The sequence below is a fragment of the Blastococcus sp. SYSU D01042 genome, from assembly GCF_054050515.1.
In genome coordinates this window covers 439092-460208 of the sequence record NZ_JBJGZM010000001.1, presented here as the reverse complement: position 1 = coordinate 460208, position 21117 = coordinate 439092, and the positions used below count along the sequence as shown (strand labels likewise).

Here is a 21117-nt window from a genome sequence, read left to right as displayed (position 1 = left end):
CCGGTGCTGCTGACCGTCGACGTCGGCAACAGCCAGACCGTCCTCGCCACCTTCGACGGCGCCCGGCGGGTCGGCTGCTGGCGCGTCACCACCTCGCCGCGGGCCACGGCCGACGAGCTGCTCATGGCCTGGCGCGGGCTGCTCCGCGACACCACCGTGACGGGCGTGGCGGCCTGCTCGGCGGTGCCGGCGCTGCTGCCGGCCCTCCGCCAGCTGATGGACGGCCTCGACGTGCCGGTCGTGCTCATCGGCCCGGGGGTGCGCACCGGCGTCCCGCTGCACGTGGACAACCCGCGCGAGGTGGGCGCCGACAGGGTCGTCACCGCGCTGGCCGCGCACGAGCTGCACGGCCGCCGCTCCGACGGCAGCGGCCGGCCGGTGGTCGTGGTCGACTTCGGCACCTCCACCAACGTCGACGCCGTCGGCCCCGACGGGCAGTTCCTCGGTGGCGCGCTCGCCCCGGGGGTGGAGGTGAGCCTGGACGCGCTGGCCTCCCGCGCCGCCCAGCTGCGCTCGGTGGAGCTGACCGCCCCGCCGCACGCCATCGGCAAGAACACCGTGGCAGCGCTGCAGTCCGGCCTGGTGCTCGGCTTCGCCGGCCTGGTCGACGGGCTGGTCGGGCGGATCGCGGCGGAGCTGGTCGCCCAGTTCGGTGCGCCGCCGGTCGTCGTCGCCACGGGGGGCCTGGCACCGCTGATCGCCGACAACTGCCGCACGATCACCGAGCGGGAGCCCGACCTGACCGTGCACGGCCTGCGGCTGGCCTTCGAGCGGCACCAGTCCCGGTAGTTCCCCGGTCACCGGCGGGAGCGGCCCCCGTAGGCTCGGCCCCCGTGAACGACGGACCGAACGGCTCTCCCGCGGACGACGACGCCGGCACCGACGAGCTGCCGGAGCAGATGCGGGTCCGCCGCGCCAAGCTCGACCGGCTCCGGGACTCGGGCGTCGACCCCTACCCGGTGACCGTCCCCCGGACCACGACGCTGGCCACCGTCCGCGCCGCCCACCCGGACCCGGAGCCGGACACCATGACCGGCGCGCAGGTCGGCGTCACCGGCCGGGTGATCTTCTTCCGCAACACCGGCAAGCTGTGCTTCGCGACGCTGCGCGAGGGCGACGCCGAGCTGCAGGTCATGCTCTCCCGCGACCGCGTCGGCGAGGAGTCCCTGGCGGCCTGGAAGGCCGACGTCGACCTCGGTGACCACGTGCTGGTCACGGGAGAGGTCGGGACGTCGCGCCGGGGCGAGCTCTCCGTCTTCGCCGACTCCTGGCAGCTCACCGCCAAGGCGCTGCGGCCGCTGCCGGTCGCCCACAAGCCGATGAGCGAGGAGCTGCGGGTCCGCCGCCGCTACGTGGACCTCATCGTGCGCGACGAGGCCCGCCGCACCGTCCGCCAGCGGGCCACGGTGATGTCCTCGCTCCGGGCCGGGCTCACCGAGCGCGGCTACCTCGAGGTCGAGACCCCGATGCTGCAGACCGTGCATGGAGGTGCTGCCGCCCGGCCGTTCCGCACCCACATGAACGCGTTCGACCTCGACCTGTACCTGCGCATCGCACCGGAGCTGTTCCTCAAGCGGTGCATCGTCGGCGGGCTCGACCGGGTCTTCGAGATCAACCGGAACTTCCGCAACGAGGGCGCCGACAGCTCGCACTCCCCGGAGTTCGCGATGCTCGAGGCCTACCAGGCGTACGCGGACTACCAGGAGATGGCCACGGTCACCCGGGAGCTCATCCAGGACGCCTCGGTGGCCCTGTTCGGCGACCACACCGCGCGGCACCACGACGGCACCGAGGTGGACCTCTCGGGGGAGTGGCCGCAGGTCCCGCTCTACACCGCGGTCTCCGAGGCGGTGGGGGAGGAGATCACCCCGGAGACGCCGATCGCGACGCTGCGGGCGGTCGCCGAGCGGCACGACGTCGGCGTCGACCCGAACTGGCTGCCGGGCAAGGTGGTCGAGGAGATCTTCGAGGCGCTCGTCCAGGACACGCTGCAGTCCCCGACGTTCGTCGTCGACTACCCGGTGGACACCTCGCCGCTGACCCGCGCGCACCGCAGCACGCCGGGGCTGGCGGAGAAGTGGGACCTCTACATCGGGGGCATCGAGCGGGCGACGGCCTACTCCGAGCTGGTCGACCCCGTCGTGCAGCGCGAGCGGTTCACCGCGCAGGCGGTGCTCGCCGCCGCCGGCGACCCGGAGGCCATGGCGCTGGACGAGGACTTCCTGGAGGCGCTCGAGTACGGAATGCCGCCCACCGGCGGTATGGGCATGGGCATGGACCGGCTGATGATGACGCTCACCGGGCTCGGTATTCGCGAGACCATCTTGTTCCCGCTGGTCAGGCCAATTACTTCTCAGTAGAACGCGTCAGGGCCGATTCACCACAAAGGATCGCGTCCAGGGATAGTGGTGCAATTGCATCCCGGTATGGTGCAATGATGTCGTTGGCTCCCCTTCGGGGGTAATTCCAACGGCCCCTCGGCCTGCAGTGCTCTACCGTTTGAACTGAATGTGAGGAACGCGAATGGCGCGCAAGGTCCAGGTCATCCTGAGTGACGACCTCGACGAGAACCTTCCCGCCGACGAGACGGTGAGCTTCTCGCTCGACGGCACGTCGTACGAGATCGACCTCGCGGAGAAGAACGCCAAGGAGCTGCGGGACACCTTCTCCCGGTACGTCTCGGCCGCGCGCAAGGTCGGCCGCGGCAGCCGCGGCGGGGCCTCCGGCGGCGGGCGCTCCCGTGCCACCGGCGGTCGCATGGACCGCGAGCAGGCCGGCGCGATCCGCGACTGGGCCCGCAAGAACGGCCACCAGGTCAGCGACCGCGGCCGGATCCCGGCCGGCGTCGTCGAGGCCTACGAAGCCGCCCACTGAGCGAGGGCCCCGACGAGGGGCTCCCAGCACGTCGCGAGGCCCGGTTCCCCGGTGGGGGACCGGGCCTCCGTCGTCCCCGGGGCGGCGCGCCGCCGTCCGCTGACGGCGTAACCGCGGCGGAACAGCGGTCCACCGGTATCAGTTGGACCGGACAGCCATCCACCGCGCCCGCCGCACAGCGACGGGGCGGCGTGGTTCGCGACTACAGTGGAATGACCGGTGCCCCCAGCGCCGACGGATGTCGGGTGCTCCTTCCCCAGACCAGGGAGGGACAGTGCCGGACCAGCCGGTCGAAGGAGAAGCAGCAGATGTTCGAACGGTTCACCGACCGAGCCCGCCGTGTCGTCGTCCTGGCCCAGGAAGAGGCCCGGATGCTCAACCACAACTACATCGGCACCGAGCACATCCTCCTGGGCCTGATCCACGAGGGTGAGGGCGTCGCCGCCAAGGCCCTGGAGTCCCTGGGCATCTCGCTCGAAGGTGTCCGCCAGCAGGTCGAGGAGATCATCGGGCAGGGCCAGCAGGCGCCGTCCGGCCACATCCCCTTCACCCCCCGGGCCAAGAAGGTGCTCGAGCTCTCGCTGCGCGAGGCGCTCCAGCTCGGCCACAACTACATCGGCACCGAGCACATCCTGCTCGGCCTGATCCGCGAGGGCGAGGGCGTGGCCGCCCAGGTCCTCGTCAAGCTCGGCGCCGACCTCAACCGCGTCCGCCAGCAGGTCATCCAGCTGCTCTCCGGCTACCAGGGCAAGGAGCCGGCCGCGGCCGGCGGCCCCGCCGAGGGCACGCCGTCGACCTCGCTGGTCCTGGACCAGTTCGGCCGCAACCTGACCCAGGCCGCGCGCGACTCCAAGCTCGACCCGGTCATCGGGCGGGCCAAGGAGATCGAGCGGGTCATGCAGGTCCTGTCCCGCCGGACCAAGAACAACCCCGTCCTCATCGGCGAGCCCGGCGTCGGCAAGACCGCCGTCGTCGAGGGCCTGGCGCAGGCCATCGTCAAGGGCGAGGTGCCCGAGACGCTGAAGGACAAGCAGCTCTACACGCTGGACCTCGGCGCGCTCGTCGCCGGTTCCCGCTACCGCGGTGACTTCGAGGAGCGCCTCAAGAAGGTGCTCAAGGAGATCCGCACCCGCGGCGACATCATCCTGTTCATCGACGAGATCCACACCCTCGTCGGTGCGGGTGCCGCCGAGGGCGCGATCGACGCCGCCAGCATCCTCAAGCCGATGCTGGCCCGCGGTGAGCTGCAGACCATCGGCGCCACCACGCTCGACGAGTACCGCAAGCACCTGGAGAAGGACGCCGCCCTCGAGCGCCGCTTCCAGCCGATCCAGGTGGGCGAGCCGACGCTCACCCACACGATCGAGATCCTCAAGGGGCTGCGCGACCGGTACGAGGCGCACCACCGGATCAGCATCACCGACGGCGCGCTCGTGGCCGCCGCGACGCTGGCCGACCGGTACATCTCCGACCGCTTCCTCCCGGACAAGGCGATCGACCTGATCGACGAGGCCGGCGCCCGCATGCGGATCAAGCGGATGACCGCCCCGCCGGACCTGCGCGAGTTCGACGACAAGATCGCCGGCATCCGCCGCGAGAAGGAGTCGGCGATCGACGCGCAGGACTTCGAGAAGGCCGCGGCGCTGCGCGACACGGAGAAGACGCTCCTGGGCGAGAAGGCCGAGCGCGAGAAGCAGTGGAAGGCCGGCGACATGGACGTCGTCGCCGAGGTCGACGACGAGCAGATCGCCGAGGTGCTGGCCAACTGGACCGGCATCCCCGTCTTCAAGCTGACCGAGGAGGAGACCTCGCGGCTGCTCCGCATGGAGGACGAGCTCCACAAGCGGATCATCGGCCAGGAAGAGGCCATCAAGAGCGTCAGCCAGGCGATCCGGCGCACGCGGGCGGGCCTCAAGGACCCTCGTCGTCCCGGTGGCTCGTTCATCTTCGCCGGCCCCTCGGGTGTCGGTAAGACCGAGCTGGCCAAGGCGCTCGCGAACTTCCTCTTCGGCGAGGACGACGCGCTCATCCAGATCGACATGAGCGAGTTCCACGACCGCTTCACCGTGTCCCGCCTGGTCGGTGCACCTCCCGGTTACGTCGGTTACGACGAGGGGGGCCAGCTGACCGAGAAGGTGCGGCGCAAGCCGTTCTCGGTGGTCCTCTTCGACGAGATCGAGAAGGCGCACGCGGACGTGTTCAACACGCTGCTGCAGGTGCTGGAGGACGGTCGGCTCACCGACGGTCAGGGCCGGATCGTGGACTTCAAGAACACGATCCTGATCCTCACGACCAACCTCGGTACGCGCGACATCTCCAAGGCCGTCGGGCTCGGTTTCCAGGCCGGCAACGACGACCAGTCGAACTACGAGCGCATGAAGCTCAAGGTGAACGAGGAGCTCAAGCAGCACTTCCGGCCGGAGTTCCTCAACCGCATCGACGACATCGTCGTGTTCCACCAGCTGACCGAGAACGAGATCATCCACATCGTCGACCTGATGGTCGCCCGCGTGGAGAGCCAGCTGGCGAACAAGGACATGGCGCTGGAGATCACGCCGGCTGCGAAGAAGCTGCTCGCCGCCCGTGGCTTCGACCCCGTCCTGGGTGCCCGGCCGCTGCGCCGGACCATCCAGCGCGAGATCGAGGACGCGCTGAGCGAGAAGATCCTGTACGGCGAGCTCAGCGCCGGGCAGATCATCGTGGTCGACGTCGACGACGCGGAGGGCGTGCTGCAGAAGTTCACCTTCCGCGGCGAGGCCAAGCCGATCGACCTCCCCGACACCCCGCCGGTCGCCCTCTCGGGCGCCGAGGGCGACGAGGACGGTTCCTCGGCGGCCGCCGAGTAACGACCAGCACGGCACGACGGGGGCCGTCCCCACCGAGAGGTGGGGGCGGCCCCCGTCGCATGTCCCGGCCGGTCGTCAGCGGGGGAGGGTGAAGAGGCCGTCCTCGGTCTGCTCCACCAGGCCGTCGGTGAGCAGCGAGTCCAGGCAGCGCGAGCGCTGGAGAGCGTCGTCCCACGCGCGGTCGAGCGCGGCGGCGTCCACCGGCTCGGTCGCCGCCCGCAGGACGTCGAGCAGCCGGCCGCGCACCTGGCGGTCGGTGCCGGCGAACTTCTGCACCTTCCGGGGCGGCCCCTCGTGGGCCGGCGACCCGGCCAGCCGCCAGGCGCACTGCTCGCGCACCGGGCAGACGCCGCAGCGCGGGGTGCCGGCGACGCAGACCAGCGCGCCCAGCTCCATCACCGCCACGGAGAACCGCACCGCCCGGTCCTCGTCCTCGGGCGCCAGTGCGGCCACGTCGGCCAGGTCGGCGGCCCGTGCGTTGCCCGCCTCGGCGCGGCCGTGCACCAGCCGGGCGACCACGCGCCGGACGTTGGTGTCGACGACGGGCTGCCGCTGGCCGTAGCCGAAGCAGGCGACCGCGCGGGCGGTGTAGGTCCCGATGCCCGGCAGCGCCTCCAGCTCGGCCACCGACGACGGGACGACGTCGCCGTGCCGCTCGGCGATGGCGGCCGCCGCCTCGCGCAGCCGCAGCGCCCGGCGCGGGTAACCCAGCTTGCCCCAGGCACGGATGACCTCCGCGGGGCTCGCGGCGGCCAGGGCGGAGGGACGGGGCCACCGGTCGAGCCACTCCCGCCAGACCGGCTCGACGCGGGCCACCGGGGTCTGCTGCAGCATCACCTCGCTGACCAGCACCGCCCAGGCGTCCACCCCGGGGCGGCGCCACGGCAGGTCGCGGGCGGCGGTCGCGAACCAGTCGACGATCACGTCGCCGGGGCCCGGGGCCGGGCGCTGCCCGGGACGGGTGGGAAGGCTGGTCACGGGGGTCCAGTGTGCCGCCTCGGCGGAGCGGCGTGCCGGGTCCGGCGGTGCACGGGGCCGGGCTAGCGTTCTCGCCGTGCTGCACCCGGTCGGACCGCTCCCGGCGCGCGTCTACTGGCGCCGCCGGCTGGTCGTGCTGGGCGCGCTCCTCGCGGTGCTGGGCGCGGGCGTGTGGGGCGTCGTGCTGCTGACCGGGCGCTCGGCCGCCGAGGGGAGCACGACCACTGCAGCGGGTGCGTCGGACGTGCCCACGCCGGCGCTGGAGCAGGTCGTCCCGTCGCTCACCGCCGTCCGCACGCCGGAGCCGCCGGTGCCCGTTCCCGCGGCCGCCGAGGAGCCGGTCGCCGTCGAGGAACCGGTCGCCGCGGCGCCGGAGGCGGGCGGGCCCTGCACGGACGACGTGCTGACCGTCGAGGTCCGCACCCCCGGCACCGCCGCGGTGGGCGCCAAGCCGGTCTTCGAGCTCGTGGTGGTCAACACCGCGGCCGTGCCCTGCGTCCGCGACCTGGACAAGGGGCTCCAGGAACTGATCCTGCTCGACAGCTCGGGCGCCCGGGTCTGGGGCAGCAACGACTGCTTCCCCGAGTCCGGTGCCGACGTGCGCACGCTGGCGCCCGGTGAGGCGGTCGCCTTCCCGGTGGTCTGGGGCGGGCGCACCAGCACGCCGGACTGCGCCGGGGAGCGGACGCCGCCGCCCGCCGGCAGCTACGCCGTCCGCGGCCGGCTGGACACCGTGGGCTCCGCGGACGCCGCGTTCACGCTCACCTGATGCCCCCGCAGCCGGGCGGGGCTCAGCTGTAGCGGTCGAGGATCGAGGTCTCGGCGAGGCGGGAGAGCCCCTCGCGGATGCCGCGGGCGCGGGCCTCGCCGACGCCCTCGACGGCGAGCAGGTCCTCGATGGTGGCCGCGAGCAGCTTCTGCAGCCCGCCGAAGTGGTCGACCAGCCGGTCGATGATGCCCGAGGGCAGCCGCGGCACCCGGTTGAGCAGCCGGTACCCGCGCGGGCTGACGGGGGAGTCCAGCGCGTCGGGCGAGGTGGGCAGCCCGTAGCAGCGGGCGACCGCCGAGAGGTCGAGCAGCTCGGTGGCCGACAGCGCCCGCAGGTCGGTGAGCACCTGGTCGATCGTCCGCACGCGGCGGCCGCCGTCGGGCAGGTAGTCGCGCACGAGCAGCCCGCGGTCCTCCTCGACCCCGGCCAGCATCTCGTCCAGCTGCAACGCGAGCAGGCGCCCGTCGGTGCCCAGCTCGACGACGAAGCCCTCGATCTCGTCGGCGATGCGGCGGACCATCTCCAGCCGCTGGCTGACGCTCATCGCGTCGCGCACGGTGACGAGGTCCTCGATCTCGAGGGCGGACAGCGTGCTGGCCACCTCGTCCAGCCGCAGCTTGTACCGCTCGAGGGCGGCGAGGGCCTGGTTGGCGCGGGCCAGGATCGTGGTGGGGTGCTCGAGGGTGTAGCGGCGCCCGGCCACGTACACGCTGATGATGTGCATCGACTGGCTCACCGAGATGACGGGGAAGCCGGTCTGGATGGCCACCCGCTCGGCGGTGCGGTGCCGGGTGCCCGACTCCTCGGTGGGGACGGTCGGGTCGGGCATCAGGTGGACGCCGGCGCGCACGATCCGCGAGCCGTCGTAGGAGACGATCACCGCGCCGTCCATCTTGGCCAGCTCGCGGAGCCGGGTGGCCGACAGCGCCACGTCCAGCGCGAAACCGCCGGTGCACAGGCCCTCGACCACGCGGTCGTAGCCCAGCACGATCAGCGCCCCGGTGCGACCGGCCAGGATGCGCTCGAGACCGTCGCGCAGCGCGGTACCCGGAGCGATCCGGCCGAGGAGGTCGCGCAAGGCGACATCGGGGTCCTCAGCGGCGGACACGAGCGCTCCTGACGGTCGACTGCTACGGATGCCGAGTCTACGTGCCCGGCCGACGGGCGACCGGCCTGCGGTCCCCGCAGCTCACCCTGCCAGATGCGAGACCTGCGCGGATCAGAAGAAGCGGGCGAAGGCCGACCCGAGGTCGGGCACCTCGACCAGCCGCATGCCGGGCGGCGGCGGGCCGGCGTCCTCCGGGACCAGCGCCACCGTGTAGCCCTGCCGGGCCGCCTCGGCCAGCCGGCGACCGGTGCCGCCGACCCGCCGGATCTCCCCGGACAGCCCCACCTCGCCGAGGGCGATCATCCCGGCCGGCAGCGCCCGGTCGCGGGCCGCCGAGGCGATGGCCAGCGCGAGGGCGAGGTCGGCGGCGGGCTCCGCGATGCGCACGCCGCCCACGGAGGCCGCGAACACGTCGGCGTCGGCCAGCTTCACCCCGCCGCGCCGCTCGACGACGGCGTTCACCATCGCGACCCGCTGCGCGTCGAGGCCGCTCACCGCCCGGCGCGGCGAGCCGCCCCCCGAGGAGCTCGCGACCAGGGCCTGCACCTCGGCCAGCAGCGGCCGGCTGCCCTCCATCGTGACGGTGACGCAGCTGCCGGGAACGGGCGCGGCCCGGCGGGAGACGAACAGCGCCGAGGGGTCGGGGACGCCGACCACCCCGGCGTCGCCGATCTCGAAGCAGCCGATCTCGTCGGCCGGGCCGAAGCGGTTCTTGGTGGCGCGCACCAGGCGCAGCGTGGAGTGCCGCTCGCCGTCGAAGGAGACCACCACGTCGACCAGGTGCTCGAGGGTCCGCGGTCCGGCGATCGCGCCGTCCTTGGTCACGTGGCCCACCAGGATGGTGGTCATCCCGCGGCTCTTGGCGACGGCGGTCAGCGCGCCGGCCACGGCGCGGACCTGCGTCGCCCCGCCGTCGGTGCCGTCGCCCGGGGAGCGCACGGTCTGGACGCTGTCGAGCACCAGCAGGGTCGGGTTCACCTGCTCGACGTGGGAGAGCACCGCCGACAGCTCGGTCTCGGCGGCCAGGTAGAGCCGCTCGTGCAGGGCGCCGATCCGCTCGGCGCGCAGCCGGACCTGGCCGGCGGACTCCTCGCCCGAGACCACCAGGGCCGGGCCGTTGCCGGCGGCGACCCGGTGGGCCACCTCGAGCAGCAGCGTGGACTTGCCGACCCCGGGCTCCCCGGCGACGAGCAGCACCGCGCCGGGGACCAGGCCGCCACCGAGCACCCGGTCGAACTCGCCGATGCCGGTGGGCACGGCGCGCGCGCCGGCCAGCTCGACCTCGGCGATGGGGCGGGCCGGGGCCGTCACCGGGCCGGCCGCCACCGCGCGCAGCGAGGGCCCGGCGGTCCCGGCCTCCTCGATCGTGCCCCACGCCTGGCACTCGGGGCAGCGCCCGACCCACTTGGCGGAGGCGTAGCCGCACTCGGTGCAGCGGTGGGCGGGGCGGGCGGTCTTCACTCCTGCGGGCGGCACGCCGCGACGCTAACCCCGGCCTATGACAATCCGGTGGGACGCGCGGAGCGGCGGCAGTTCAGTCGCCGACGTCGGACTCGCGGTCGCGGGCGATGTCCTCGGAGCCCCCGCCGGGGGCCTCCTCCTCGTCCTCCGAGTGGTGGAAGTCGAAGGGCTCGCCGCGCTCCAGCTCCTCGTCGGGGGTGGCCACGGTGGCGGTCACGCTGATCTCACCGGCGTTGGCGAAGGTGAAGGTGAGCGGCACCTGCTGCGCGACGGTGAGCGCCTCGTCCAGGTCGGTGAGCGTGATCGTCAGGTCGCCGGTGCCCACGAAGACCGTGGTGTCGGGCAGCAGCTCGATCTCGCCGTCGCCGGCGACGTCGACGGTGCCCGCCGGGGCGCCCGCGGCGTTCACGTCCGGCGAGGTGCCGGAGATCTCGACGCCGCCGAAGCCCTCGCCCTCGACCGAGAGCAGCGTGTCGGTCTCCTCGCCGGTGTTGACGATGGCCATCGTGAGCTCGGCGTCGTCCCCGGCGTCGTAGCTGCCGCTGCGCGGGTAGGCGAGCTGCACCTGGCGCAGCGTGATGTCGTCGACCTGGGCCATGGCGCCGACCTTGTCGCGCTCCTGGGTGGCCGTCTGCGTGACCTGACCCGCGCTGCACGCGGAGAGGGCGACGGGGGAGAACAGAGCAACGCCCACGAGAGTGGCGCGCAGTGCGCGGTTCACGGCCGTCGACCTCCACACAGGTTCGGGGTGAGCGGTCTCCGGGGCCGGGGACCGAGTCGCGCCCAGACTATCGGTCGCCCCACGATGTTCGCCGGGAGGTGAGGCGGATGGCGTCGAGCGCAGCGCAGGGCGGGCAGGTCCGGGCGGTCGACCCCGCCCTGGCCGACTTCCCCGCGGAGTCCCCGGGCACCCGGAGGTGGTGCTTCGCCGACCAGCTGGGCCCGCACTTCCTCGACCGGCCGGACCAGCCGGTGCTGCTGATCGAGTCCCGCCGGGTGTTCGCCCGCCGCCGCTTCCACCGGCAGAAGGCGCACCTGGTCCTGTCCGCGCTGCGGCACCGCGCCGCCGAGCTCGGCGACCAGGCCGACTTCCACCAGGGGGGCACCTACGCCGAGGCGCTGGACCGGGTCCGTGAGCCGCTCAGCGTCTGCGCACCGACGTCGTGGGGGAGCCGGGACCACGTGCTGCGCCGGCCCGGCCTGGAGGTCCTCGCCGCCCGGGGTTTCGTGACCACGCAGCCCGAGTTCGCCGCCTGGGCGGAGGGCCGGGGGAGACGCCGCCTGCTGATGGAGGACTTCTACCGCGACTCGCGCCGCCGCCACGACGTCCTCATGGCCGGGACGGAGCCGGTGGGCGGCCGGTGGAACCTCGACGAGGAGAACCGCGAACCCCCGCCGACCGACGGTCGGATCGGCGTCCCGGACCCGTGGTGGCCGGAGGAGGACGAGATCGACGCCGAGGTGCGCGCCGACCTCGACCGGTGGGAGGCCGAGGGGCTGGTGTCCTTCGTCGGCGACGACGGGCCGCGGCTGTTCCCGGTCACGCGGGCCGAGGCGCTGCACCGGCTGGAGGACTTCCTCGAGCACCGGCTGGGGGCCTTCGGCCCGCACGAGGACGCGATGCTGGCCGGCGACCGGTGGCTGGCCCACTCGCTGCTGTCGCCGGCGATGAACCTGGGCCTGCTCGACCCGCTCGAGGTGGTCGTCACGACCGAGCAGCACGCCCGCGACCGGGCCGCCGCCGGCGACCTGCTGCCGCTCAACAGCGTCGAGGGCTTCGTCCGCCAGGTCATGGGCTGGCGCGACTACATCTGGCACATGTACTGGCACCTGGGTCGCGACTTCCGCCGACGCAACCACCTCGCCGCCCACGAGCAGGTGCCCGGCTGGCTGGCCGACCTCGACGACGCCGCGGTCGGCGCCGCCTGCCTCTCCGACGTGCTGGCCGACCTGCGTCGCGACGGCTGGGTGCACCACATCCCGCGGCTGATGGTGCTCGGCAACTACGCGCTGCAGCGCGGCATCGACCCCTCGGCGATGACCGACTGGTTCCACGAGAGCTTCGTCGACGGCTACGAGTGGGTGATGGTCGCCAACGTCGTCGGCATGAGCCAGCACGCCGACGGCGGGGTGCTGGCCACCAAGCCCTACGCCTCCGGCGGGGCCTACATCGACCGGATGAGCGACTACTGCGGGGGCTGCCGGTACGACCCGCGCACGCGGCTCGGGGACGACGCCTGCCCGTTCACCGCGGGCTACTGGAGCTTCCTCGACCGCACCCGCGACCGGCTGGCCGGCAACCTGCGCATGCGCCGGCCGCTGCAGGGCCTCGACCGGCTGAAGGACCTGCCCGCCGTCGTCGAGCAGGAGCAGCTGCGCGGCACCGAGGCCCCGTGACTAGGTGACCGTCGCGCCGCCGGTGAGCAGCAGGACGACGTCCACCACCACGAGCAGCATGACGGCGGGGAAGGCCAGCCGGCGGGCGCGCGGGCTGCCGGCCAGCGCGGCGACGGCGGCCGCCGGGACGGCGACCACCAGCACCGCCCACCCCGTGGCGGTCGGCGCCCCCTCCGGTGCTGCGACGAGCACCACGGAGGCCGCGAGGAGCAGCACCGCGCAGACCACCGCCGAGGCGACCGCGCCCAGCCGGTGCGGCAGCCCCCGCACACCGGTGGCCAGGTCGTCCTCCAGGTCGGGCGCGACGTTGGCCAGGTGCGCGGCGGCGCCCAGCGCGCCGCCGGCCGCGACCAGCCACCACGGGGCCGTGGGCGTGCCCGGTGCCGCGGCGACCACGCCGGCGGGCAGCGCCCCGAACCCGGTGACGTACGGGATCGCGGAGACCGCCGTCCTCTTCAACCCCGCGTTGTAGGCCCAGCCGCTGGCCACGAGCACCAGCAGCAGGAGCCCCGGCACGACACCCAGCAGGAGGGAGAGCACGACGGCGACGGCGAGCGAGGACAGGGCCAGCGTCCGCAGCAGGCGGGGGGAGACGGCGCCCTGCACGACGGGCTTGTCCGGGCGCGCGACGGCGCGGTCGCGGTCCGCGTCGAGCCAGTCGTTGCTCCAGCCGATGGACGCCTGACCTGCGAGAACGGCCGCGCAGACCAGCGCGGTGCGGCCGGGTCCGGCGCCGGCGGCGACGGCGAGCAGCGTGGCCACGGTGGTCACCGCGACCGCCGGACCGGGGTGCGTAGCGCGCGTCAGGGCCGCGAGCAGCGCGGGTCGCGAGCCCGGTGCACGCACATCAGCCATGCCTCTGTCAACCCCTCGCCCGAGGCGGACCAGCCCTCTGACCTGCACCTTTGCAACATGACTCGGGTCCGTCGGGTCAGTCTGCCGTGGTAGCCTTGGGACAGCGAAAGGGGTCACATTCACATGGGCTTCACTGTCGGCGAGACCGTCGTCTATCCGCATCACGGTGCCGCACTGATCGAGGCGATCGAGCAGCGGACCATCAAGGGCGTCGAGAAGGCATACCTCGTGCTGAAGGTCGCCCAGGGCGACCTGACCGTGCGCGTCCCGGCTGACAACGCTGAGATCGTCGGTGTCCGCGACGTCGTGGGCCAGGAAGGCCTCAACAAGGTGTTCGAGGTGCTCCGCGCCCCGCACACCGAGGAGCCGACCAACTGGTCGCGCCGGTACAAGGCCAACCTCGAGAAGCTGGCCTCCGGTGACGTGAACAAGGTCGCCGAGGTCGTCCGCGACCTGTGGCGTCGCGACAAGGACCGCGGCCTGTCGGCCGGGGAGAAGCGCATGCTCTCCAAGGCCCGCCAGATCCTGGTCAGCGAGCTCGCGCTCGCCGAGGGCACCAACGAGGACAAGGCCGAGATCCTGCTCGACGAGGTCCTCGCCAGCTGAGCTCGGCCCACCCGAGCACCCAGCTCCAGAACGACGTCCGGACCACTCCCGTGCACGCTGTCGCGATCGTGGCAGCGGCCGGGAGTGGTTCGCGTCTGGGGGCCGGTACGCCGAAGGCGCTGGTCCCGCTCGCCGGCCGTCCGCTGGTCCGCCACGCGGTCGACGGCCTGCGCGCCGGCGGCGTCGCCGAGGTGGTGGTCGTCGTCCCCGCCGCGCAGCGCGCGCAGTTCGAGGCCGTGCTGCCGCCCGGGGTCGCCGTCGTCGCCGGGGGCGCCTCCCGCACCGCGTCGGTCCGGGCCGGGCTGGCCGCCGCAGGGTCGGCCGCCACGGCGGTGCTGGTGCACGACGCCGCCCGCCCGCTCACCCCGCCGGCGGTGATCGCCCGCGTCCTCGAGGCACTGGCCGCGGGGACGCCGGCCGTCGTGCCGGTGCTCCCCGTCGTGGACACGACCGTCCTGGTCGACGACGCCGGCCGGGTCGCCGACGCCCCGCCGCGCGCGCTCCTGCGCCGGGTGCAGACGCCGCAGGGCTTCGACCGCGCCGTCCTCGAGGCCGCCTACGCCGCGCTCGAGGCCGACGCCGACCTCACCGACGACGCCGCCGTCGTCCGCCGGGCCGGGACCGCGGTGGCGACCGTGGCCGGCGATGAACGGTCCGCCAAGATCACCGTCGCGCACGACCTGGCGCTCGCCGAGCTCGCGCTGGCCGCCGGACCGACCCCGCAGGAGACCGCCCCGTGACCGCACTGCCCCGGGTCGGCATCGGCACCGACGTGCACCCGATCGAGGCCGGCCGCGCGTGCTGGCTCGCCGGCCTGGAGTGGCCCGGCGTCGACGGCTGCGCCGGGCACTCCGACGGCGACGTCGTGGCCCACGCGCTGACCGACGCCGTCCTCTCCGCGGCCGGGCTGGGCGACATCGGCGGGCTGCTGGGCACCGACGACCCGCGCTGGGCCGGTGCCCGCGGCGCCGACGTCCTGGCCCACGTGCGCGAGGTGCTCGCCGCGGCCGGCTGGCAGGTGGGCAACGCCTCGGTGCAGCTCGTCGGCGGCAGCCCCAAGGTGGGGCCGCGCCGGGCCGAGGCCGAGGCGGTGCTGTCGGCCGCGCTCGGCGCCCCGGTGAGCGTCGCCGCGACCACCACCGACGGGCTGGGCCTGACCGGCCGGGGGGAGGGGCGGGCCGCGGTGGCCACCGCGCTGGTGGTCCGCACGGGGGAGGCGGCCTCTCCGCAGGCAGAGGGCACCGCGGCGACTCCGTAGACTCGGCGCAGTGAGCCTCCGCCTGTACGACACGGCCGCCCGCGCGGTCCGCGACTTCACGCCCCTGCGTGCCGGTCGGGCGTCGCTCTACGTCTGCGGACTGACCGTGCAGGGCCCCCCGCACGTCGGGCACATCCGCGCCGCCGTCTCCTTCGACGTGCTGCGCCGCTGGCTCGAGGCGAGCGGCCTGGAGGTCACCTACGTCCGCAACGTCACCGACATCGACGACAAGATCCTCGCGAAGGCCGCCGAGCGGGACATCGCCTGGTGGGCCTGGGCGTACCTGAACGAGCGCGCCTGCACCCGCGCCTACGACGTCCTCGGGGTGCTGCCGCCGACCTACGAGCCGCGCGCCACCGGGCACATCCCCGAGATGGTCGAGCTGATGCAGCGGCTGATCGACCGCGGGCACGCCTACGCCGTCGACGGCGACGTGTACTTCGACGTCCGGTCGTTCCCCTCCTACGGGTCGCTCACCGGCCAGAAGCTGGAGAACCTCGAGCCCGCCGCGGACACCGACACCGACGAGCGCAAGCGCGACCCCCGCGACTTCGCGCTGTGGAAGGGCACCAAGCCCGGCGAGCCGGCGACCGCGTCCTGGGACACCCCCTGGGGCCGCGGCCGGCCCGGCTGGCACCTGGAGTGCTCGGCGATGGCCGGCAAGTACCTGGGCGAGGCTTTCGACATCCACGGTGGCGGGCTGGACCTGCGGTTCCCGCACCACGAGAACGAGCTGGCGCAGTCCTGCGCGGCCGGTGAGCGGTTCGCCCAGTACTGGATGCACAACGGCTGGGTCACCCTCGGCGGCGAGAAGATGAGCAAGTCGCTGGGCAACACCGCGCAGGTCGACGAGGTCGTCCGGCGGGTCCGCCCCGTGGAGCTGCGGTACTACCTGGTCGCGCCGCACTACCGGTCGACGATCGAGTTCACCGACGCCGCCCTCGACGAGGCGGCCGCCGGCTACCGGCGGATCGAGTCGTTCGTGAAGCGCGCCGCGGAGCGGGTGGGGGCCGCCGTGCCCGACGCGGAGCTGCCCGAGGCGTTCCGCGCCGCCCTGGACGACGACCTGGGCACCCCCGCCGCGGTCGCCGTCGTCCACGAGACCGTCCGCGAGGGCAACACCGCCCTGGCCGACGGGGACGACGCGGCGACCCGAGCCGCCCTCGGCAGCGTGCGGGCGATGCTCGGCGTCCTCGGCCTGGACCCCCTCGACGAGCAGTGGGCGGCCGGCTCCGACGACCGCCTCGCGCAGGCCACCGACGGCCTCGTGGCGCTCGCGCTCGAGCAGCGCCAGGCCGCGCGTGCCCGCAAGGACTTCACCGCCGCAGACGCGATCCGCGACCAGCTCACCGCCCTCGGCGTCTCCGTCGAGGACACCCCGCACGGACCCCGATGGGAGCTGACCCGCTGATGGCCGGCAACAGCCAGCGACGCGGCCGCACGACAGGCGCAGGCAAGAAGACCGCCACCGCCGGCACCGGCGGCAAGAACCGCCGCGCTCTCGCCGGGCGCGGGGCGACCCCACCCGCCGCCGAGCGCTACGGCCACCCCGCGCAGCGCAGGGCGCAGGCCGCGGAGCGGCAGCGGGCCGAGCGCACCCGGGCGCGGCAGCGGGCCGAGGAGGCGCCCGAGCTGCTGCTCGGCCGCAACCCGGTGGTGGAGGCGCTGCGTGCCCGCATCCCGGCGACCGCGCTGTACGTCGTCACCGGCGACACCGCCCGCGCCACCGACGAGCGCATCACCGAGGCCCTGGCGCTGGCCGCCGACCGCGGGCTGCCGCTGCTCGAGGTGGGCAAGGCCGAGTTCGACCGGATGTCCCAGGGCGCGCTGCACCAGGGCATCGGCCTGCAGGTGCCGCCCTACGACTACGTGCACCCCGACGACCTGCTCGACGTGGCGCGGGACTCCGGCCGCCCGCCGCTGCTCGTCGCGCTCGACGGCGTCACCGACCCGCGCAACCTCGGCGCGGTCGTGCGTTCCGCCGCCGCCTTCGACGCGCACGGCGTCGTCGTCCCGCAGCGCCGCGCCGTCGGCATGACGGCGTCGGCGTGGCGGACCAGCGCCGGCGCGGCCGCCCGCATCCCCGTCGCCCGCGCGGTCAACCTGGCCCGCACCCTGGGGGCGTACCAGGACGCCGGCCTGCAGACCGTGGGCCTGGCCGGTGACGGCGACGTCGACCTGCACGAGTACGACGGGTTCGCCGACCCGGTGGCCCTCGTCGTCGGCGCCGAGGGGACCGGCCTGTCCCGGCTCGTGCGGGAGAAGTGCGACGTCGTCGTCCGCATCCCGATCGACCGCGACACCGAGTCGCTGAACGTCAGCGTGGCCGCGGGGATCGCGTTGTTCGCCGCGGCGGCGGCACGCCGCTCCGCGGACTAGCGGCCCGAGGGCCGCCCTGCCACAGTCGGGTTCCCGTCCGACGACGTCAGGAGCCCACGGTGAGCGACCACGTGTACCGGCTGAGCGAGATCGTGGGCAGCAGCCCGGTCAGCGTCGACGAGGCGGTCCGCAACGCCATCGCCAAGGCCGGGCAGACGGTCCGCAACATCGAGTGGTTCGAGGTCCAGGAGATCCGCGGCCAGGTCGTGGACAACGGGGTCGCGTACTTCCAGGTCAGCGTGAAGATCGGCTTCCGCGTCGAGGACTGAGCGGCCGCACCCGGCACCGTTGCCCACGGGCTCCGCACAGGTGCACACTCCCGGCACCGCTCCCGAGGAGGCACCGTGCAGATCAGCCAGTTGCTCCGCCACAAGGGCCGCGAGGTCACGACCGTCGACGGGTCCGAGAGCGTCCGGACCGCGCTGGCGCTGCTGGCCGACAAGGGCATCGGCGCGCTCGTCGTCTCCTCCGACGGCCGCCGGGTCGAGGGCATCGTCTCCGAGCGGGACGTCGCCCGGGGGCTGCACGACCGGGGCGCCGGCCTGCTCGCCGACCCGGTGTCCAGCGTGATGACCACCGAGGTGCACGTCTGCCCGCCCGACGCCAGCGTCGACGGCCTCGCCCGGACGATGACCGACCACCGCGTCCGGCACGTCCCCGTCGTCGCCGACGGCGAGCTGGTCGGCATCGTCTCGATCGGCGACGTCGTCAAGGCGCGGCTGGACGAGCTCGAGGAGGAGCGCCGGCAGCTCGTGGACTACATCCAGACCTGACCCCGCCCGGGCTCAGCCGATGAGCTGGGCGACGGTGTAGATCACCAGCCCGGCGAGTCCTCCGACGACGGTGCCGTTGACGCGGATCCACTGCAGGTCGCGGCCCACCTGCAGCTCGATCCGCCGGCTGGTCTCGTCGGTGTCCCAGCGGGCCACGGTGCTGCTCACCAGGTCGGCCAGGTCGCCGGAGAACCGCTCGACCAGGTACCCGGCGACGCTGCCCGCGTGCCGCTGGACCAGCTCGCGCACGGTGGGGTCGGTCCGCAGCAGCCCGGCGCCGTGCAGCACCAGCCCGGTGACCCGCGCCCGCAGCTCGGAATCCGGGTCGGCCGCCGCCGCCAGCACGGAGGTCTTCGCGTTGGTCCACAGCGACCCCGACCAGGTCCGCACCGCCGGGTGCTCGAGCAGCTCCTTCTTGAGCGCCTCGACGCGGGCCGCCGTCACCGGGTCGGTGCGCAGCGCCTCCACGTAGGCCCGCAGCCGGACGTCGTAGGAGTGGCGCAGCGGGTGCCGCGGGTCGGCGCCGACCTCGTCGAAGAAGCCCTGCAGGCCCGCGAAGATGCGGTCGAACACCCGGTCGTCCACCCAGTCGGGGACCCAGGCGGGGGAGGCGTCGCCGAGCTGGGCGCGGAAGACCAGCCGGTTGTCCTCCAGGAAGCGGGACAGCAGTCGCAGCGCCGCGGACAGCACCTCCTGGTGGCGGTCGCCGTCGACCACCAGCTCCAGCACCCGGGCCAGCGCGGGGGCGGCCGGCGTCTCGTGCAGCTTGCGCTCCACCAGCGCGGCGACGGCGGGCTCGAGGTCCTCGTCGCGGAGCAGCTCGGTCAGCGCGCTGAGCGCGGCGGCGGCGTCGCCGGAGAGGCGTTCGGCCCGGCCGGGGGAGGCCAGGAAGGCACCGAGCCGGCCGGGGACGTCGATGGTGCCGAGCTTCTCCTCGACCACGGCGCGGGTCAGAAAGTTCTCCTGCACGAAGGTGCCCAGGCTCTCGCCGATCTGGTCCTTCTTGCGCGGGATGATCGCGGTGTGCGGGATCGGCAGCCGCAGCGGGTGCCGGAACAGCGCGGTGACGGCGAACCAGTCGGCGAGCGCGCCGACCATGGAGGCCTCGGCGGTGGCGCGCACGTAGCCGACCCAGGCGCCGTGCTCCTCGCCGAGCAGGACGCAGCCGAGGAAGACGGCGGCGGCCAGCACGAACAGGCCCGTGGCCAGCCGCTTCATGCGGGCCAGGTCGCGGGCCCGCTCCGGGTCGTCGAGGGAGCCGGCCAGGGCGAGGGGCGGTCGGGGTTCCGGCACGAGCCGAGCCTAGGGACCCCGACCGCCCACCCGCTCCCGAGACGTCAGCCGGTGGTGCCGAGGGTGACCTCGACGGTGCGCTCGCTGCTGCCGCGGCGGACGGTGAGCTCCACCGTGGCGCCCGGCGCCTCGCTGCGGACCGCCGCGGTCAGCTCGGTGGAGCTGGTGATCGGGCGGTCGCCGATGGCCGTGATGACGTCGCCGACCTCGATGCCGGCGTCGCCCGCGGCGCTGTCGGGCTCCAGGCTGACCACCTCGGCGCCGGTGCCCACCTCGGTGTTCCGCCCGGCGGCGGCGGTGGTGGCGCTCACCCCGAGGAAGGCCCGGGTGGCCTTGCCGGTCTCGCGGATCTCGTCGGCGATCCGCTTCGCGGCGTTGCTCGGGATGGCGAAGCCGACGCCGATGTTGCCGCTCTGCGCGTCGCCGCCGACCCCACCGGAGGCGACGGTGGCGATCGCGGTGTTGATGCCGATCACCTCACCGGCGCCGTTGACCAGGGCCCCACCGGAGTTGCCCGGGTTGATCGCCGCGTCGGTCTGGATGGCGTCGATGACCGTGGCCTCGCTCGGGGTGGACCCGGTCTGCACCGCGCGGTCGGTCGCGCTGATGATGCCGTCGGTCACCGTGTTGGACAGGCCCAGCGGCGCGCCGATGGCCACCGCCACGTCGCCCACCTGGACGTCGTCGGAGTCGGCGAAGGTGGCGGGGGTGAGCCCCTCGGCGCCCTCGAGCCGGAGGACGGCGATGTCCGCGGACGGGTCGGTGCCCACCACCTCCGCGTCGTAGAGCGTGCCGTCGGAGGTGCGCACCTGCACGGTGCCGCCCTCGCTCTCGACCACGTGGTTGTTGGTGAGCACGTAGCCGTCATCGGTGAGGACGACGCCCGAGCCGCTGCCCGCGCTGGACCGGCTGGTCACGTAGACGGTGACCACGCTGGGCGCGGCCTTGGCGGCTGCGGCGGTGGCGGTGGTCGCCGACTCCGGGTTCTCGATGACGACGTTCTGCGCCGCGGCCGTCGACCCGCCCGCACGGCCGTCGTCGTCCCCGAGCGTGACGACGCCGGCGCCGGCGGCGCCACCGATGAGCGCGCCGGCCAACAGTCCGGCCAGGCCCATCCGCATCCGGCCGGGGCGGGGGGCGGGCGGGACCGGCTGGGCGGTGGCGCCCGGCTCGGCGGGGCCGGAGCCCGGGGGGACGCTGCCGAAGGCGGCCGGGACGGGGGTCGTCGGCATGCGCGGCGGACCCCAGTAGGAAGGGTTCGTCGCCGGCGGCCGGGCACCCCCGGGCGGCGGGTAGGCGCCGTACGACGGCTGCCCGTAAGACGGCTGCCCGTACGGCTGACCGTAGGGCGGCGAGCCGTACTGCCCGCCGTAGGGCTGCTGCGCGGAGCCGGCCTGGCCCAGCTGCGGCTGCGGAGCGGTCGGCTGGCGGTCCGGTCCCTGCGGCTGCGCGCCGGTGCCGTCGCCGGGCCCGGCCGGGCCGGTGGAGCCCGTCGATCCGTGTTCGCTCACTGGTCGTCT

The 21117-nt window shown here is 74.2% G+C and carries 20 protein-coding genes; 13 read left to right on the top strand and 7 right to left on the bottom strand.

Annotated elements, in window-relative coordinates; translation table 11 throughout:
* The first annotated feature begins 3 nt into the window (after nt 1-3).
* From ACI79H_RS02330 to ACI79H_RS02315, 4 genes are all read left to right on the top strand, one after another.
* Entirely contained in the window at nt 4-789 is a 786-nt protein-coding gene (locus ACI79H_RS02330) for a type III pantothenate kinase (protein WP_456552756.1), read from the top strand.
* 44 nt (nt 790-833) lie between these two features.
* Nucleotides 834-2360, top strand: a complete 1527-nt coding sequence (gene lysX / locus ACI79H_RS02325; RefSeq protein WP_456552755.1) for a bifunctional lysylphosphatidylglycerol synthetase/lysine--tRNA ligase LysX — start codon at nt 834-836, stop codon at nt 2358-2360.
* Between the two features lie 163 nt (nt 2361-2523).
* The gene (locus ACI79H_RS02320) at nt 2524-2874 is read left to right on the top strand and encodes a histone-like nucleoid-structuring protein Lsr2 (RefSeq protein ID WP_456552754.1); all 351 of its coding nucleotides are present in this window, start codon (nt 2524-2526) and stop codon (nt 2872-2874) included.
* A gap of 308 nt (nt 2875-3182) precedes the next feature.
* Entirely contained in the window at nt 3183-5720 is a 2538-nt protein-coding gene (locus ACI79H_RS02315; RefSeq protein WP_456552753.1) for an ATP-dependent Clp protease ATP-binding subunit, read from the top strand.
* A 75-nt stretch (nt 5721-5795) separates the two neighbouring features.
* On the opposite strand, the gene ACI79H_RS02310 is transcribed toward ACI79H_RS02315, so the two are convergent.
* Nucleotides 5796-6698: an A/G-specific adenine glycosylase gene (locus ACI79H_RS02310; RefSeq protein ID WP_456552752.1), complete on the bottom strand. Its 903-nt coding sequence runs from the start codon at nt 6696-6698 to the stop codon at nt 5796-5798.
* Nucleotides 6699-6774: 76 nt separating this feature from the next.
* Here ACI79H_RS02310 and ACI79H_RS02305 point away from each other — a divergent pair, with 76 nt between their 5' ends.
* Nucleotides 6775-7467: a MucR family transcriptional regulator gene (locus tag ACI79H_RS02305; RefSeq protein WP_456552751.1), complete on the top strand. Its 693-nt coding sequence runs from the start codon at nt 6775-6777 to the stop codon at nt 7465-7467.
* Nucleotides 7468-7489: 22 nt separating this feature from the next.
* Here the strand turns inward: ACI79H_RS02305 and disA are convergent, their stop codons facing one another.
* The 3 genes from disA to ACI79H_RS02290 form a co-directional block, all read right to left on the bottom strand.
* Nucleotides 7490-8575, bottom strand: coding sequence for a DNA integrity scanning diadenylate cyclase DisA (gene disA, locus ACI79H_RS02300; protein ID WP_456552750.1), 1086 nt, complete (start codon nt 8573-8575; stop codon nt 7490-7492).
* Between the two features lie 111 nt (nt 8576-8686).
* Nucleotides 8687-10051 (bottom strand): DNA repair protein RadA, encoded by a 1365-nt coding sequence (radA, locus tag ACI79H_RS02295; protein ID WP_456552749.1) that lies wholly within the window; start codon nt 10049-10051, stop codon nt 8687-8689.
* A gap of 58 nt (nt 10052-10109) precedes the next feature.
* The gene (locus ACI79H_RS02290) at nt 10110-10757 is read right to left on the bottom strand and encodes a copper chaperone PCu(A)C (RefSeq protein ID WP_456552748.1); all 648 of its coding nucleotides are present in this window, start codon (nt 10755-10757) and stop codon (nt 10110-10112) included.
* 107 nt (nt 10758-10864) lie between these two features.
* On the opposite strand from ACI79H_RS02290, the gene ACI79H_RS02285 reads away from it, so the two are divergent.
* The gene (locus ACI79H_RS02285; protein WP_456552747.1) at nt 10865-12433 is read left to right on the top strand and encodes a cryptochrome/photolyase family protein; all 1569 of its coding nucleotides are present in this window, start codon (nt 10865-10867) and stop codon (nt 12431-12433) included.
* On the opposite strand, the gene ACI79H_RS02280 is transcribed toward ACI79H_RS02285, so the two are convergent.
* Nucleotides 12434-13195, bottom strand: coding sequence for a UbiA family prenyltransferase (locus ACI79H_RS02280; RefSeq protein WP_456552746.1), 762 nt, complete (start codon nt 13193-13195; stop codon nt 12434-12436). It abuts the gene before it with no gap.
* A 216-nt stretch (nt 13196-13411) separates the two neighbouring features.
* Between ACI79H_RS02280 and ACI79H_RS02275 the strand changes: the two genes are divergently transcribed.
* The 7 genes from ACI79H_RS02275 to ACI79H_RS02245 all read left to right on the top strand — a co-directional run bounded on the left by ACI79H_RS02275 (nt 13412) and on the right by ACI79H_RS02245 (nt 18304).
* Complete coding sequence (locus ACI79H_RS02275) at nt 13412-13894, top strand: CarD family transcriptional regulator (RefSeq protein WP_091767428.1); 483 nt, start codon at nt 13412-13414, stop codon at nt 13892-13894.
* A gap of 50 nt (nt 13895-13944) precedes the next feature.
* Complete coding sequence (gene ispD, locus ACI79H_RS02270) at nt 13945-14634, top strand: 2-C-methyl-D-erythritol 4-phosphate cytidylyltransferase (protein WP_456552745.1); 690 nt, start codon at nt 13945-13947, stop codon at nt 14632-14634.
* Nucleotides 14631-15152 carry a 2-C-methyl-D-erythritol 2,4-cyclodiphosphate synthase gene (ispF, locus tag ACI79H_RS02265; protein WP_456552744.1) on the top strand — a complete coding sequence of 174 codons (522 nt, stop codon included), beginning with the start codon at nt 14631-14633 and terminating at the stop codon, nt 15150-15152. Before ispD ends, ispF begins: the two co-directional genes overlap by 4 nt.
* A 10-nt stretch (nt 15153-15162) precedes the next feature.
* Entirely contained in the window at nt 15163-16563 is a 1401-nt protein-coding gene (cysS, locus tag ACI79H_RS02260) for a cysteine--tRNA ligase (RefSeq protein WP_456552743.1), read from the top strand.
* Nucleotides 16545-17531, top strand: a complete 987-nt coding sequence (rlmB, locus tag ACI79H_RS02255) for a 23S rRNA (guanosine(2251)-2'-O)-methyltransferase RlmB (protein WP_456552742.1) — start codon at nt 16545-16547, stop codon at nt 17529-17531. The genes cysS and rlmB overlap by 19 nt, the downstream gene beginning before the upstream one ends.
* 59 nt (nt 17532-17590) lie before the next feature.
* Nucleotides 17591-17800 (top strand): dodecin, encoded by a 210-nt coding sequence (locus ACI79H_RS02250; protein WP_456552741.1) that lies wholly within the window; start codon nt 17591-17593, stop codon nt 17798-17800.
* 75 nt (nt 17801-17875) lie between these two features.
* Nucleotides 17876-18304 carry a CBS domain-containing protein gene (locus ACI79H_RS02245; protein ID WP_456552740.1) on the top strand — a complete coding sequence of 143 codons (429 nt, stop codon included), beginning with the start codon at nt 17876-17878 and terminating at the stop codon, nt 18302-18304.
* Between the two features lie 12 nt (nt 18305-18316).
* Here ACI79H_RS02245 and ACI79H_RS02240 read toward each other — a convergent pair whose 3' ends face one another.
* Entirely contained in the window at nt 18317-19597 is a 1281-nt protein-coding gene (locus ACI79H_RS02240) for a DUF445 domain-containing protein (RefSeq protein ID WP_456552739.1), read from the bottom strand.
* Between the two features lie 44 nt (nt 19598-19641).
* Nucleotides 19642-21108 carry a trypsin-like peptidase domain-containing protein gene (locus ACI79H_RS02235; protein ID WP_456552738.1) on the bottom strand — a complete coding sequence of 489 codons (1467 nt, stop codon included), beginning with the start codon at nt 21106-21108 and terminating at the stop codon, nt 19642-19644.
* Nucleotides 21109-21117 lie beyond the last annotated feature (9 nt).